Origin of the sequence: Salmonella sp. 3C (assembly GCF_025426275.1) — a bacterium.
GTDB lineage: Bacteria > Pseudomonadota > Gammaproteobacteria > Enterobacterales > Enterobacteriaceae > Salmonella > Salmonella enterica.
Genome location: NZ_CP104858.1, coordinates 3,111,044 through 3,125,246, shown reverse-complemented (window position 1 = coordinate 3,125,246; position 14,203 = coordinate 3,111,044). Strand labels below are relative to the sequence as shown.

The 14,203-nt window shown below is 50.9% G+C and carries 14 protein-coding genes and 2 pseudogenes; 9 read left to right on the top strand and 7 right to left on the bottom strand.

Features of this window, described 5'->3' with window-relative positions; translation table 11 throughout:
* Positions 1–128: 128 nt before the first annotated feature.
* The 3 genes and pseudogenes from N7E69_RS14730 to fimZ all read left to right on the top strand — a co-directional run bounded on the left by N7E69_RS14730 (position 129) and on the right by fimZ (position 2,416).
* Positions 129–439, top strand: a pseudogene (locus tag N7E69_RS14730) (diguanylate cyclase).
* Positions 440–457: 18 nt separating this feature from the next.
* Entirely contained in the window at positions 458–1,180 is a 723-nt protein-coding gene (fimY, locus tag N7E69_RS14725; RefSeq protein ID WP_001258110.1) for a fimbria biosynthesis regulator FimY, read from the top strand.
* 603 nt (positions 1,181–1,783) lie between these two features.
* On the top strand, positions 1,784–2,416 hold the full coding sequence (fimZ, locus tag N7E69_RS14720; RefSeq protein ID WP_000801273.1) for a fimbria biosynthesis transcriptional regulator FimZ: 633 nt from the start codon (positions 1,784–1,786) through the stop codon (positions 2,414–2,416).
* Positions 2,417–2,461: 45 nt separating this feature from the next.
* On the opposite strand, the gene sfmF is transcribed toward fimZ, so the two are convergent.
* The 6 genes and pseudogenes from sfmF to fimA form a co-directional block, all read right to left on the bottom strand.
* Positions 2,462–2,980, bottom strand: coding sequence for a fimbria assembly protein (sfmF, locus tag N7E69_RS14715; protein ID WP_000577507.1), 519 nt, complete (start codon positions 2,978–2,980; stop codon positions 2,462–2,464).
* A 9-nt stretch (positions 2,981–2,989) separates the two neighbouring features.
* Complete coding sequence (fimH, locus tag N7E69_RS14710) at positions 2,990–3,997, bottom strand: type 1 fimbria D-mannose specific adhesin FimH (RefSeq protein ID WP_000708660.1); 1,008 nt, start codon at positions 3,995–3,997, stop codon at positions 2,990–2,992.
* A gap of 14 nt (positions 3,998–4,011) precedes the next feature.
* Positions 4,012–6,624 carry a fimbrial biogenesis usher protein gene (locus N7E69_RS14705; RefSeq protein WP_000754223.1) on the bottom strand — a complete coding sequence of 871 codons (2,613 nt, stop codon included), beginning with the start codon at positions 6,622–6,624 and terminating at the stop codon, positions 4,012–4,014.
* Positions 6,625–6,654: 30 nt separating this feature from the next.
* Positions 6,655–7,347, bottom strand: a complete 693-nt coding sequence (gene fimC, locus N7E69_RS14700; protein WP_001675699.1) for a type 1 fimbria chaperone FimC — start codon at positions 7,345–7,347, stop codon at positions 6,655–6,657.
* Positions 7,348–7,390: 43 nt separating this feature from the next.
* Positions 7,391–7,924, bottom strand: a pseudogene (fimI, locus tag N7E69_RS14695) (type 1 fimbrial protein subunit FimI).
* A 73-nt stretch (positions 7,925–7,997) separates the two neighbouring features.
* Positions 7,998–8,555, bottom strand: a complete 558-nt coding sequence (fimA, locus tag N7E69_RS14690; protein ID WP_001751103.1) for a type 1 fimbrial protein subunit FimA — start codon at positions 8,553–8,555, stop codon at positions 7,998–8,000.
* A 546-nt stretch (positions 8,556–9,101) separates the two neighbouring features.
* On the opposite strand from fimA, the gene folD reads away from it, so the two are divergent.
* From folD to N7E69_RS14665, 5 genes are all read left to right on the top strand, one after another.
* Entirely contained in the window at positions 9,102–9,968 is an 867-nt protein-coding gene (folD, locus tag N7E69_RS14685) for a bifunctional methylenetetrahydrofolate dehydrogenase/methenyltetrahydrofolate cyclohydrolase FolD (protein ID WP_000729165.1), read from the top strand.
* 1 nt (position 9,969) lies between these two features.
* Complete coding sequence (gene ybcJ / locus N7E69_RS14680; RefSeq protein WP_000190281.1) at positions 9,970–10,182, top strand: ribosome-associated protein YbcJ; 213 nt, start codon at positions 9,970–9,972, stop codon at positions 10,180–10,182.
* Between the two features lie 126 nt (positions 10,183–10,308).
* On the top strand, positions 10,309–10,854 hold the full coding sequence (locus N7E69_RS14675) for a metal-dependent hydrolase (protein ID WP_001143571.1): 546 nt from the start codon (positions 10,309–10,311) through the stop codon (positions 10,852–10,854).
* Complete coding sequence (locus N7E69_RS14670; RefSeq protein WP_001038574.1) at positions 10,847–11,284, top strand: STM0539 family protein; 438 nt, start codon at positions 10,847–10,849, stop codon at positions 11,282–11,284. The genes N7E69_RS14675 and N7E69_RS14670 overlap by 8 nt, the downstream gene beginning before the upstream one ends.
* Complete coding sequence (locus N7E69_RS14665; RefSeq protein ID WP_001751102.1) at positions 11,281–12,105, top strand: DUF2145 domain-containing protein; 825 nt, start codon at positions 11,281–11,283, stop codon at positions 12,103–12,105. The genes N7E69_RS14670 and N7E69_RS14665 overlap by 4 nt, the downstream gene beginning before the upstream one ends.
* Before the next feature lie 44 nt (positions 12,106–12,149).
* Here the strand turns inward: N7E69_RS14665 and cysS are convergent, their stop codons facing one another.
* Positions 12,150–13,535 (bottom strand): cysteine--tRNA ligase, encoded by a 1,386-nt coding sequence (cysS, locus tag N7E69_RS14660; protein ID WP_000912377.1) that lies wholly within the window; start codon positions 13,533–13,535, stop codon positions 12,150–12,152.
* 172 nt (positions 13,536–13,707) lie between these two features.
* On the opposite strand from cysS, the gene ppiB reads away from it, so the two are divergent.
* A complete protein-coding gene (gene ppiB, locus N7E69_RS14655; RefSeq protein ID WP_000255991.1) occupies positions 13,708–14,202 on the top strand; it encodes a peptidylprolyl isomerase B in 495 nt (164 codons plus the stop codon).
* Position 14,203: the final 1 nt, after the last annotated feature.

Below are 14,203 nucleotides of genomic sequence, written 5' to 3'. Positions count from 1 at the left end.
TCTCACCAATAATTAAGTAACGATACCTACAGGCATTTTTTTAACGCTGCCACAATGATGCCCATAATATCCTGATAGATTCAGGGGTCAAAAATATATGGCTGCATCATAAATGCCTGGAGGAGTGTTTGGTGGCACAGGGTACTTTATTAAAGGAAAGGATAAATCCCCCACACCTGGCGTCTTCGCCAACACGCCATTCATATCTCAACAGCGGATTGTTAAAATCTGAGCCAATCGTTAATCTCTCAACTGCGCAATTAATCGGCTATGAGGTCCTGACGCAACTTCCGTCAAAACATGATAGCGAAGTTTTTTTCAGCAGTTAATGCTGATGGAAGGCATTGAAACATCAGAGCAACGAAGCATTGCTTTTTACGCTGGTGCAACGATGGGACAAGGTTATTTATGGCCAGCCATATTACCAGATATATATTAGAGCAATGGAAAAAGCAGGATGCGCAGCGTACCACGCAGGGAAAGACACCGCCGTTTAAGAAATGCCAAAGACTGCGCCTGCCGTTATCACTCTCCAACGCCGCAGATATTTGATCGCCTTGAGTTACTGGACCAACAGCTTAATTATGCCTTGCCGGTTGGTATCATTTCCCAGGCAATAATTACAACTGATAACTACCTCGGCTATTCATTGAGTCACTACTTATTTTCCGGAAAACGTACCGCTGCATTCCGCTCATTAGATGACATTTCTTTGTGGATTGAAAAGGGGTCGCTCAGACAACTGATTGTAGATATGGAGGCGCTACCTGTCTCCTGTATTGAGGCGCTTAACCAGCTACGCGCGCTCAGTTGGCAACAAAGCGATATCCAGATTTACCTGCTGGTATCAGATAAAACCCCCGCTATAACACAGTTTATCCGTATGGCTGGGCGTTTTTTTGTTCTGTCGCGACGACAAAATCTGGCCTCTGTACGCGAAGCCTTGTTATCAGCCGCCAAACCTCGCTTATCGGAAAGCTTTAGCCGTACTGACTGGTTGATGATTGAAACTTTAGCGCAAGGTGCCTCTTTAAAAGAAATAGCACGTCAGCAAAGCGTACCTTATCATCGTGTAGTTTACCGGCTTAAACAACTTATCACCCTCCTTAACCTTCCCCACAGACAAAGCTTTCTCCGGCTGATCCAGCAGTTAAACGTTACTTTCCACGACATTTTTTAACGAACTAACGTTTTGGTGAATAAGATTTTTTAAGAAATTACTTATTTTCACTTCCATTAAATGTAAATATTTCACATAAAATTAATATTTACAACTCGTCCTGGTAAGCGATAAAAATTTTTTTCTTACATCGCCCCCTGTCCCTCCTCGTTTTTTGAGGTCTCCAGCGTCAACATCTTTCTGTTATTACATAACAAATACTAAACAATTAGTCTTTCATATTATTTTTATACCTAAAAACAACAGTTTAAACTACTCAATGTCAACTCTAAAGAAAATAGCTCCACCACGAACAAATTTTCTATAACGCCACAGAACATCCTACCCGCTATCCATAATTCGCATTTCGCAAGACTTTTCCGAGAAATCAGACCAGGTATAATCCATATTGTTTTTACTTAATCAGAAATTTCTTTTTTGTTGGTGCGAAATGGATATTCCACATATTTATTACTCTTACGCAAAATAGCCAGTCAACAGGGAGGTCTCATTCTTTATTATTGCTCCACTGTGTGGTGTGTAGATCTGGCTATTTCACAATCTTTAAGGTGTCTGACGCTTATCCTAAAACGAAGGACGCATAACAGTCTGAGGCATACAGCAATGAAACCTGCATCTGTTATCATTATGGACGAACACCCTATTGTAAGAATGTCGATCGAAGTTTTACTCGGTAAAAATAGCAATATTCAGGTTGTCCTGAAAACGGATGATAGCCGAACAGCGATAGAGTATCTGCGCACTTATCCTGTTGACCTTGTCATTCTGGATATTGAATTACCGGGCACCGACGGCTTTACCTTACTTAAACGAATCAAATCTATCCAGGAACATACCCGGATACTTTTTTTATCGTCGAAATCAGAGGCTTTTTATGCCGGAAGAGCAATAAGAGCGGGCGCAAACGGATTTGTAAGTAAACGCAAAGACCTCAATGATATTTATAATGCGGTAAAAATGATTTTATCCGGCTATTCTTTTTTCCCATCTGAGACGCTTAATTTCATCAGTAATACCCGTACCCCCAAAGGCGGGCACCATGATATGCCACTATCTAACCGCGAAGTTACCGTGCTGCGCTATCTGGCCAATGGAATGTCTAACAAAGAAATTGCCGAGCAACTTTTATTGAGTAACAAGACTATCAGCGCGCATAAGGCCAATATATTTTCTAAACTTGGCCTTCACTCTATCGTTGAGCTTATCGATTACGCCAAATCACACGAATTATTGTAAATGTACTCCCGGCGAATTATCGTTCGGGAGCCACAATAACGGACACTAATTGTAATTGATCAGGAAGGTCGCATCCGCGTTAGCAAGTCCGGGCTGCACGCCATCGGCTAAGGCGATATAGTTCGCATAGAATTTCAGGGTAGCATTGCCGTTGTTGTCAATATCGACGGCCTTGCTGGCCTGTTCAAGTGGCAATCGACGTTGATCGCCATCGCGAATTTCAATCGCCAGTTTTTGCGCCATTGCCGTATCAGCAAGCGCCAGTAATGCCGTGCCGGGCGCTGGCGTCCCGGAAAACGTTATAGACGCCGACCCCGGCGGGCAGCCTTCAAGTTTTAGGCTAAAGGCTACCGGTTGCGTGGCGTCACCGGCGGCGTGAAGCTGTTTTGTCGGCCAGGTGCCGAGGTTAACCGATTTGTTACTGTCGCCCGCCACCACGGCGCAGGTAAAATCCACCACGTTACCGCGCAGTTCAATATTCACTTCGCCCAGAGATGAGTTGGCCTGACTCAGCGGGCTGAACAAAACACAACCGATAGCGATGAAAACGCGCCGAAAGATCATTATGCCTCCTTAATCATAATCGACTCGTAGATAGCCGCGCGCAGTAAACGGCCCTTCCGCCGGTTTATTCCCCGTCACGCTGATCGGCCAGGCGCGAATACCTACGCGAGCGGCGGCGTTATCATCAAGATGAAACGGAATTTTACTCGACAAATTATTGGGTATGAGCGGCGTACCGTTGCTATTAGCAACCACAAAGCCTAAATCCGGATTATCGGACACCATCGCCTGCCCTGAGGCCTTTTCGGCTTCAAGCCGCATAGATAAATAGGCCTGCGCCGCGACGTTGGTACATTTAATAGCGATAGTTTTCGTTTGCGGCGTGACGCCTTGCGGACGATTACCCGCCCCCGCCTGACTAAATAACGACGCGCCGATATCGCCGAAATCAAACTCCACGACCTGTCCGGCATTCACTTCGCAGTTTTGCGGCACTTCCACTTTGCCGCTGTAGCTAATGGTATATACCGGCGTGCTCAACGCGTCGCCGGTAGAGGTCGTCACATAGACAGTAAACATTGTCTGGCGAGGGATCGTCACCATATTAATAAAAGGCCGTATCACTTTTAATTTAAAAACCAGCTTTGAGTCCTGCACGCCAAACGGCATTTGCTGCGACACGTTAGAGTCGACGCCCATGCGAATATAGTTACGGGGCGGATAAAATACGCCAGCGACACTATCGGTGATGCTCATCGCGCCCAGAAGGTAGTCACTCAGCTTGAGGTATTTAAAATTTCCTTCGGTGCTTTGTACCGGTAATTCTGATACATAGCTTCGGTAGGTATAATTTACCGTTGTCCCCGCCGGGCACGTCGCGTTTACGCCGACCCAACCAGATTTTTCCGGCAGCGTAACCACCTGTCCCGGCTGATTATTGCCACTGGTGAAAACATCTGACAGGTCGTAAAAGATATCGGTCGCCGTCCCGTTTGAATTACGGCAAACCGTCGCCAGCGCGGGATGGGTGAAAAAGAGCGCGGTCCCCGCCAGCAATAGCGCTGAGTATATTTTCATCTCTATTTTTCCTTTTATGACGACGGACGGATACAGGTCGCGCTGGCTATCGTAATCGCCTGCTTCAGGCTATCCTCCGCCAGGGCGTAAGGGGCGATACAACGCGCGTTTTTCCCCTCTCCCCACTGGATGAACAGTTCACCTTTTAGCGGCAAGCCGCTCAGATAAATTTGCCCGTCATCGCCGACCATACTGGTAATACCGCTGGCGGTTTCTCGTACTATCGCGCCAAACGGTAACGGACGTCCGCCAAGCCTCGCGGTAATGATTGCCCTTACGCCTATCCGCGTATCAAAAGCGGCCCGCACCAGAGCGCCCTCTGTCGGCACTACGCTGCTGACGTTATTTTCGACATCGGTATGGTTGTCCATCGTGTTGGTATCTAACGCGACGCGGTTATAGCGATATACCGTGGCGTAGGGCATTACCGCATAACCCCGCCAGTCCGTTTTCACGCCGGTCTGGTTTTCGATGCGCACGCCTTTCGCTCCCGGCGCTTTAATCAAGACATTGGTATCGCCCAACGGTTGGCTAAACGTAATACCATCCGCATGACCGACCACGCCGCCGGAAAGTTGCCAGTTATAGTCATGCTGATCGCGATCGTAGTTATATCCCACGCCCAGCGTGCCATACGTCGCCTGCCAGCTAGCGCTGGCGCTGCCGCTATAACCATTGCTACTGCTACGCCCTTGCGTCACGCTGTAGCTCAGATTACGTCCTTCCAGAAGCGTGCCGCCCACGCCGGTCTGCCAGCTATTGTCGCCGTCGCGGTTGCGGTTGGCGTTAAACGTGGCATAAGTACGATCAAGAATAGTGTCGCGCGCATAGCGCCGTCCGGTCAGAACGCTAAACGGAACGGACATATTGAATGCCAGAATGCGATCGGCGCCTGAGATCCCCACCGACTCGTTCCACGACCATGACAGCGAATAACTTATGCCTTGCCATCCACTGGCGTATCCCAGTTGATACCAGGTATTGGTATCCGCCGTATTCCAGTAATTTTGTTGACTGCCGGAAAGATACAGTGACCCGTAATCCCCCAGGTTTTGCGAAATATTGACCTGAAAGCGGCCTTTTTTGCTGTAGCGGAGATTGTGGTAGCTCTGCGCCACCGGCACTTTATGGCGGCGTCCGTCGCTATCGTATTCGTAGTCGTACCCTTCCATACTGCGGTATGCCACATCATCCAGGGTGTAAAATCCGCGCGTGGAATAGCGGTAACCCAGCAATTGAAAATTAGTCCCGTAATTATTCAGCGATTTGGCGTACAGAAAACGCAACGATTGCCCCTGATGGGTGCTGTCATCTGCCAGTTGGCTACGCGCATGTGTGACATCGACCGACACGGCTCCCCAGTCGCCCAAATTTCGCCCCGCCCCGACCACCACGGCACGGTAACGATCGGCAAGTTGCGTACCGCCGTAAGCCGTCAGCCCCGCAGGCAGGCCGGCAATCACCGTTCCCTGGAAAAAGAATGGCGAAGACTGCTGACTATTGCCGCTGCGAAAATCCCCGGCCACCAGGTCATACTTCACCCTACCCTCACGCTGCAATAGCGGAACGGTAGAGTAAGGCACCGTGTAACGTTGTTGGCTACCGTCTTTTTCATCTACCGTCACCTCAAGGTCGCCGCTGGAAGAGGTAGGATTAAGATCGGTAATCGCAAACGCGCCCGGCGACACATAGCTTTGGTAGATAACATACCCGTTCTGTCGTATCGTCAGCTTTGCCGCCGTCCGGGCGATCCCTCTGACCGTGGGGGCGTAGCCCTGCAGGCTATCGGGATACATATTGTCAGAAGAGTACAGCCGCGCTCCGCGAAAGCCGACGCTGTCGAAAACATCGTTCCCGGTATTGCTGTCCCCCATGACCAGTTCGCTTTTTAGCGGAATGATGGCGCGCTGTACCCAGGTGCCAATGTTGTTCCAGCGTTGCGAATGATAGCCGTCCCCTTTCGAATAGCTCCAGGCTCCGTTATTACGCAGCCGCCAGGGGCCATAGTTCAACCCGCTCAGCAGACTCAAAAAATAGCTATCGCTGTCTGTTCCGCGGCTACCGGTAAAACTGTAATTAATGAGTGCGGCGGGTATCCCTTCATCCCACTCTTCCGGCGGGATATAGCCACGCGCGCTGTTGAGCAATGACGCCTGCGGCAAGCTAATGTTTAAGCGCATCGACGCGAAATCGAACGCGACCTCCGCGCCCGGGATTTTCTCAGGAAGGTGAATACACGTGGTATCGACGCCTTTATCTGAGACAGGGAACACCGCGGTATTCACGCCCAGCCGTTTAATCCACTCCGGTGTAAAACAAGGCATCAGGCCGCCGGATTTATCGCCGGCGCCCACGGCGCCCGCCTCAAAACGAATATCCTGCGTCGCTACGAATTCGTCGTTACGCCAGATATCCACCCGGTAAATACCAGGCGGCTGATGATTACCTTTTTCAAAGCGAGATAAATCCGCCACGGACGCGGTATCCGCCGACAAAAACGCAGGGTTGAAATAACTTTCGCCGCGGCTCGTCAGCGGACACAGCGCCGCCAGCACCGACAGCGCCACGCCGCTTAACGGTGATACATAGCCGGGAAATCGCCCTGCAAACCAGGTTGTCTTCTTCATCGTGTTCTCGTGTGGCTTCACGCTCTCTGCTTAACCGAGACTGGCCGTTGTCGCCGACGTCAATGCGCCGTAATCATTGACGGTCTGAAATGTCACGCTGCCCTGCGCGCCTGTCGGTAAGGGAATTTGCATGTCGCTTTTTGGCGCGATCATCACATTATCAATCTTTTTCGCGCCCACGCTGATATTGACCAGCGTGAGGTAATAAGCAGATGGGTTGGTTATCTTGAGATGGTTGCCGACACGGGAAAATTTCAGCAAGGTCGGCGCGTCTTCCGGCGTCTGCGGCAAATTCGCCGGACGCACGAACAGTTTGATGCGCGACAGAATCGCCAGTTGCAGAACGTTTTTTCCTTCAATATGACTTTTATCGACCGACGGGATGGCTTTCACGTTCATCCAGAATAACGACTCCCGATCCCCGGGTAGCGGTTGCCCGGCGTAGATAATACGCAGCGTGTTTTCGCTTTTGGGTTCGCTGACGAATAAAGGCGGCGTAACGATAAACGTTTTTTCTTTCTGCCCGGCGCTATTTTCGATCCATGAATTGACGAGGTAACGTTCTTGAGTATCGCTATTACTGATTGCCAGAGAAGTCTGTTTCGCCGCCGAGGGATAAATAACGCGCGTGGCGCCTAATGCAATCCCCCCCGCCGCCTGTACGTTCAGCGAAGTAAATAACGTGAGAAGAACAATAAAGCCTACTTTTATACTATTCAGCATGGTAAAAAATACCTTTTGCATTGAGTCACGTCGGCAAGAAAATTCATGGGTAAACCAGCGTAAACCACACTTCTGAATGAATTCGTCCCGGCGTCATATTTTCTGAAATTGCCCGATAGCGGGCAGTAAAATGCAAAGTCATTTCTGACGTTAAAATGGGCGTGTAATGAAGCGGTAACGTGTTAGGTATGATTTGCCGCTGCTGGTCATCAAATAACGCCAGGCCGATTCCGGCATTACCGATACCTTCGCCGCTGGCCAGAAAAACATGGGGATCTTCCGCAGGCGTAACGCCGGCAAACGCAATGCCGACATGACGCCAGACCTCCGCGCTACAGGAGATTAACCGTAACGAAAATGGAACGCTGACGGGAGCGAAGCTGCCAGGACCGGTAAACGCATTCGTGCGGTACTGTCCCATCAGTACGCGCAAATCCTAGCTTTCTGTGGCGACAGCGCAGCCGCCATTGACCAGTTGTCCGCGCAGGTGAATACGCCCGCTCTCCACCATTACCGGCTTCGCAATAACGGGCGACATCAAAACAAGCCCCGCTAGCGCCGCGCCTTTCCTTATCATTGCTATGTTCTCTTTTATCCCCGATAGCCTCTTCCGTTGAGGCGCCTCCCTTCCCTGGTGTTCCCTGACGGGATTATTCGTATTTCATGATAAAGGTGGCGTCGGCATTAGCCTGGCCTGGCGTCGTGGCGGTGGCGGTTGCCTTATAGCGTGCGGTAAAACGCAGCGTATTGGTGCCTTCAACCAGCGCCTGCTTCGCCGAGAAGGTCGCGCCGTCCGGCTTCAACGGTGAAGAGGTATTATCAAGAATCTCAATCCCGACGCCGGTTGCGGTGGTGCTATTGTCCGCAGAGGAGACAGCCAGCAAATTAGGGTTGGTGTTATCTGCCTGACCAGAGAAAGCCACGGCAGCGGTGGCCGCCACTTTCGGATCGCAGTCATTCAGGACGATGGAGAAAGGCACCTGCGCAGTCGTATTACCAATCGCCGTAAAGCTGGCGGTACGGTATTGACCCAGCGTCACCGTTTGATCGGCGGATTTAGTGCTAACGGCACAGGCTGCATTAACCAGTTTACCTTCGAAATGAATAGTACCGCCACTCACGCTCACCGGAGTAGGAACAGCCGCAACCGCTGCGCCAGCGACAAACATCAGACTCGCAATAGTAGAGGTCATTAATTTATGTTTCATGGATTTCCCTTGAATTACACACACCCGATTTCGGCATCCTGTCGGCTCCGTTTGAATTATTATCGACATAGCATGTCAGAAAAGTTATCTCTGCATCCTGTAAAGATAGATATCGCAGATTAATTAGTTTTCTGTTTCTCCCCTGAGTATCAGACGCAGTAATTAATCTTTGCGAATATGACATTTCGTCACGGTAATAAATTAAACATTTCGCTAAATAAAAAATAGCCGCAAACTCTTTTAATGACCTAAGCTAATTCTTATTGTGATATAAGAAGGGTCTAATCTTATTTTGTATAAAATGTCGCATTATGCCGCCCGATGCTATTAACGACGAGGGATTACGGTAACCATAGCCAGGGTGATGAATTGTTTCTTTTTGGTTAATCATGGCGCGCTTATGGGTCACGTCTCAGCATCGGCAACGAACGGGGGAGACGTCGCGTTTGCATCGGAAACACAAACGTTAACTGACAGCGAGGCCCGCTTCTGACAAAATAGCGTCATCCCCTTTGACTTGAAGTAACAGATGGAATCTTCTCTCTGATGGCAGCAAAGATTATTGACGGTAAAACGATTGCGCAGCAGGTGCGATCTGAGGTTGCTCAAAAAGTTCAGGCACGCGTCGCAGCAGGACTTCGCGCTCCCGGCCTGGCTGTGGTGTTGGTCGGCAGCAATCCGGCCTCACAGATTTATGTCGCAAGCAAACGTAAAGCGTGCGACGAAGTGGGGTTCGTCTCCCGCTCCTATGACCTGCCAGAAACCACCAGCGAAGCCGAACTGCTGGCGCTTATCGATACTCTGAATGCAGATAACACGATTGACGGTATTCTGGTGCAGTTGCCTTTACCGGCAGGTATCGACAACGTTAAAGTGCTGGAGCGTATCGCGCCAGATAAAGACGTAGACGGTTTCCATCCTTATAATGTCGGTCGTCTGTGTCAGCGTGCGCCACGCCTGCGTCCCTGTACGCCCCGCGGTATTGTGACGCTGCTTGAGCGTTACAATATTGATACCTACGGCCTGAATGCGGTGGTCATTGGCGCGTCCAATATCGTTGGACGCCCGATGAGCATGGAGCTGCTGCTGGCTGGCTGTACGACTACCGTTACGCACCGCTTTACCAAAGATCTGCGTCACCATGTCGAGCATGCTGATTTGCTCATTGTCGCCGTAGGTAAACCGGGCTTTATTCCCGGCGAATGGATTAAAGAAGGCGCAATTGTGATTGATGTCGGTATTAACCGTCTGGAAAATGGCAAGGTCGTTGGCGACGTCGTGTTTGACGAAGCCGCGGCGCGCGCGTCATACATCACGCCAGTACCGGGCGGCGTCGGCCCGATGACGGTCGCCACGCTTATCGAAAACACGCTGCAGGCGTGCATTGAATATCACGATCCACAAGGAAAATAACATGGCGACATTCTCTTTAGGCAAGCACCCGCACGTCGAGCTGTGCGATCTGCTCAAGCTGGAAGGCTGGAGCGAAAGCGGCGCGCAGGCGAAAATCGCCATTGCCGACGGGTTGGTGAAGGTTGATGGCGTGGTTGAAACGCGTAAACGCTGCAAAATTGTCGCCGGGCAAACCGTTAGCTTTGAAGGCCAAAGTGTGAACGTCGTGGCCTGATACAAGTGCCGGATAGCGACGCAAAGCGTCTTATCCGGCCTGATTACGCTGTCTTTTCAGATAATCATCCACTTAATCCTCTGCGTTCCAACTGCTAGCATGGCTATTTCCCTGTGAACCATCGCTATGCCTACCGTTATCACCCACGCCGCCGTTCCTCTGTGTCTTGGCGCAGGCTTAGGCCTGAAAGTTATCCCTCCTCGCCTGCTGTTTGCCGGTGTTGTGCTGGCGATGCTCCCCGATGCCGACGTGCTGGCCTTTAAATTTGGCGTCGCCTACGGCAACGTGTTCGGCCATCGTGGATTTACCCATTCTTTACTTTTCGCATTCGTCCTCCCCCTGTTGTGCGTACTCGCGGGACGACGATGGTTTCGAGCGGGGCAGGTGCGCTGCTGGCTGTTTTTAACCGTTTCATTGCTGTCGCACAGCCTGCTGGATTCGATAACCACGGGTGGGAAAGGCGTCGGCTGGCTGTGGCCGTGGTCGGATGAACGTTTCTTTGCGCCCTGGCAGGTGATTAAAGTCGCGCCGTTTGCGCTTTCAAGCTACATCACGCCGTATGGACACCAGGTCATTCTCTCAGAATTGCTGTGGGTGTGGTTGCCGGGAAGTATTTTAGTGTTATTTCTATGGGTACTTAAAACGCATATTAAAAGGAATCAATATGAATAAAATGACATTCGCCGCCGCGGTCATCTGTTTCTCATTTTCCCACGCCAGCTATAGCGAAGAAATGTCTGCCACTGGCTGGTATGCGGCATCGTCTGCGGTTGTCAGCGTGGGCAGTTCCGCACTGGTTAGCGGAATTATACTCTCCCCCGTACTGCTGCCGCTCAACCTGAGCATTGGATCTGTTGTCGAAAATAAAAAGCAAAAAACCGCGCTGTTAACCACTAAGTCCCCCGATAACAAAGACATTAAAATGCAAGTTCCTCTAAATGTCGTCAAAGAAGGCAACCTCAAAGCAGGTGATAAAGTCACTCTGGAAAAAACGCAGGAAGGCACCGGCGCTTATTTGAAAAAAGAGGGCAAGGTCCTTGCCCATATGGTAAATCAGGACGACGCAGGACTTTCCAGCAACCAGACGGTACCGGCCAAATGAAGCGGTTCGCGTTTGCCCTGTGGCTCAGCGCAATCTCGCTCAACGCTTATGCAGACAGTGCTAACTGTCACCAAAAAGCAAACACGCCGGAGAGCATCGCAGCGACAATGGATCAGGCGCTACAGCTCAAACAACAGCTTAACAGTCAATCCGATCTGGTCGTCATTCTGGTTCGCCAGGGGCAAGATATGTCGAGCCGACATTTAACCTGGTCACATGCTGGCTATGCCATGCGCCAGCCAAACGGAGACTGGCGGGTTTACCATAATCTGAATACTTGCGGAACCGCTGAATCAGCGCTCTATATACAAGGTCTGTATGAGTTTCTGGCTGATGACCTGGTGAATCAGAGCATTGCCGTTTTGCGCCCGCGTTCAGATATCGCGACGGCATTACAAACGCTCTTACATAGCGCTATCAAACTCAATCTCTTCCACAGTCCCCGCTATAACCTAATTGCGTGGCCTTTTTCCGGCCCTTATCAGAATTCGAATGGCTGGCTTCTCGAAGTGTTTGCGCGAGCAAACGATGCGCAGGTTTGGTCACGTAATGATGCCCGCCGCTGGTTGCAGCTTCAGGGTTATCAACCCTCTATCGTTAGTGCTGGCACTTTTGAACGATTAGGCGCAAAACTGTTCACCCCTAACGTTTTCACCGACGATCAGCCAGCAGAATTGCTGCGAAAAGGAAATGTGGGGCTAAACAGCGGCGACAGCGTCATCCGCTTTATTGCCCATTACAGCCGGGCAATGCCCGGGTGTGAACATCAGAATCTGGGGGAGTCGGTGTGTGTTTATCTTTCGCCCGGCGCGAAAAAATAAAAAAACAGGCCGTTCTATGCAAATAGAGCGGCCTGTAAAAGCGCTTACTTACGTCGCCAGGTGGTGCCCTGCGGGCCATCCTCCAGAATAATACCCATTTCAGTGAGACGATCGCGCGCCGCGTCCGCCGCCGCCCAGTCTTTCGCTTTACGGGCATCCAGACGCTGTTGAATCAAGGCTTCAATTTCCGCAACTTCACCGTCATCCGCCTGCGCGCCGCTTTGCAGGAAAACATCCGGCTCCTGCTCCAGCAGTCCCAGCACGCCGGAAATCTTCCGCAGATGAGACGCCATCGCATTCGCGGCGGTCATATCTTCGCCCTTCAGACGGTTGACTTCACGCGCCATATCAAACAGGACGGAGTAGGCTTCCGGCGTGTTGAAATCGTCATTCATCGCCTCCACGAAACGCGCTTCAAACGCCTCGCCGCCCGCCGGGGCCGCTGATTTATCCGTTCCACGCAATGCAGTGTATAGCCGCTCCAGCGAAGCGCGCGCCTGCTTGAGGTTCTCTTCGCTGTAGTTCAGTTGGCTACGGTAATGCCCGGACATCAGGAAGTAGCGCACAGTTTCCGCATCGTAGTATTTCAGCACGTCGCGCACGGTAAAGAAGTTGCCCAGCGATTTGGACATCTTCTCGCGATCCACCATCACCATACCGGAGTGCATCCAGTAGTTGACGTATTCGCCGTCATGCGCGCAGGTAGACTGGGCAATCTCGTTTTCATGGTGCGGGAACATCAGATCGGAACCGCCGCCGTGAATATCAAAATGGTTGCCCAACTGCTTGCAGTTCATCGCCGAACATTCAATGTGCCAGCCCGGACGCCCTTCGCCCCACGGCGACGGCCAGCTCGGCTCGCCCTCTTTCGACATTTTCCACAGCACGAAGTCCATCGGGTTACGCTTCACGTCAACGACATCCACGCGCGCGCCCGCCTGAAGCTGCTCAAGATCCTGACGGGAAAGCTGCCCATAAGTCGGATCGGTCGGTACATCAAACATCACATCGCCGTTATCCGCCACATAGGCGTGCCCTTTCTCGATTAAGGTGCGGGTGAGTTCGATAATTTCCTGAATATGGTGCGTCGCACGCGGCTCGCTGTCCGGACGCAGAATATTCAGCGCGTCGAAGTCCTGATGCATTTCCGCAATCATTCTGTCGACCAGCGCGACAAAACTTTCGCCATTTTCATTGGCGCGTTTAATAATTTTATCGTCGATATCGGTAATGTTACGCACATACTTCAGCTTATAACCGAGAAAACGCAAATAGCGTGCGACAACGTCAAAAGCGACAAACGTGCGTCCGTGGCCAATGTGGCAGAGATCGTAAACGGTGATACCACACACGTACATGCCGACTTCCCCGGCATGAATGGGTTTGAATTCCTCTTTTTGGCGCGTCAGTGTATTAAAAATTTTTAACATCGAAGATTCCGTATAGACGTGTGTGGGTAATAATCTCTGTATGATACATATTATTCGTAATCGAAGCAGCACACTTTGCAAGGTGATCGCAGCTTACGGTTATGCTATAACAAGCCCCTATATGTGCCCCATTGCGGGCTAAAGCACCACTCTCTTGGAACAGGATGCATAAATGGTTACTTTCCACACTAATCACGGCGATATCGTAATCAAAACCTTTGATGATAAAGCGCCTGAAACAGTTAAAAACTTCCTGGACTACTGCCGCGAAGGTTTTTACAACAACACCATTTTCCACCGTGTGATTAACGGTTTTATGATTCAGGGCGGCGGCTTTGAGCCGGGCATGAAACAGAAAGCCACCAAAGAGGCGATCAAAAACGAAGCCAACAATGGTCTGAAAAATACCCGTGGTACGCTGGCAATGGCGCGTACTCAGGCGCCACACTCGGCTACCGCGCAATTCTTCATCAACGTGGCAGACAACGACTTCCTGAACTTCTCCGGCGAAAGTTTGCAGGGCTGGGGCTACTGCGTCTTTGCGGAAGTCGTAGAAGGTATGGACGTGGTAGATAAAATCAAAGGCGTCGCCACTGGCCGTAGCGGTATGCACCAGGACGTACCAAAAGAAGACGTCATCATTGAAAACGTGACCGTCAGCGAGTAAT

Excerpts from the sequence above, each read along its gene's own strand:
- fimY (WP_001258110.1), top strand. The coding sequence starts at position 458 with ATGCGCAGCGTACCACGCAGGGAAAGACACCGCCGTTTAAGAAATGCC.
- fimZ (WP_000801273.1), top strand. The coding sequence starts at position 1,784 with ATGAAACCTGCATCTGTTATCATTATGGACGAACACCCTATTGTAAGA.
- sfmF (WP_000577507.1), bottom strand. The coding sequence starts at position 2,980 with ATGATCTTTCGGCGCGTTTTCATCGCTATCGGTTGTGTTTTGTTCAGC.
- fimH (WP_000708660.1), bottom strand. The coding sequence starts at position 3,997 with ATGAAAATATACTCAGCGCTATTGCTGGCGGGGACCGCGCTCTTTTTC.
- N7E69_RS14705 (WP_000754223.1), bottom strand. The coding sequence starts at position 6,624 with ATGAAGAAGACAACCTGGTTTGCAGGGCGATTTCCCGGCTATGTATCA.
- fimC (WP_001675699.1), bottom strand. The coding sequence starts at position 7,347 with ATGCTGAATAGTATAAAAGTAGGCTTTATTGTTCTTCTCACGTTATTT.
- fimA (WP_001751103.1), bottom strand. The coding sequence starts at position 8,555 with ATGAAACATAAATTAATGACCTCTACTATTGCGAGTCTGATGTTTGTC.
- folD (WP_000729165.1), top strand. The coding sequence starts at position 9,102 with ATGGCAGCAAAGATTATTGACGGTAAAACGATTGCGCAGCAGGTGCGA.
- ybcJ (WP_000190281.1), top strand. The coding sequence starts at position 9,970 with ATGGCGACATTCTCTTTAGGCAAGCACCCGCACGTCGAGCTGTGCGAT.
- N7E69_RS14675 (WP_001143571.1), top strand. The coding sequence starts at position 10,309 with ATGCCTACCGTTATCACCCACGCCGCCGTTCCTCTGTGTCTTGGCGCA.
- N7E69_RS14670 (WP_001038574.1), top strand. The coding sequence starts at position 10,847 with ATGAATAAAATGACATTCGCCGCCGCGGTCATCTGTTTCTCATTTTCC.
- N7E69_RS14665 (WP_001751102.1), top strand. The coding sequence starts at position 11,281 with ATGAAGCGGTTCGCGTTTGCCCTGTGGCTCAGCGCAATCTCGCTCAAC.
- cysS (WP_000912377.1), bottom strand. The coding sequence starts at position 13,535 with ATGTTAAAAATTTTTAATACACTGACGCGCCAAAAAGAGGAATTCAAA.
- ppiB (WP_000255991.1), top strand. The coding sequence starts at position 13,708 with ATGGTTACTTTCCACACTAATCACGGCGATATCGTAATCAAAACCTTT.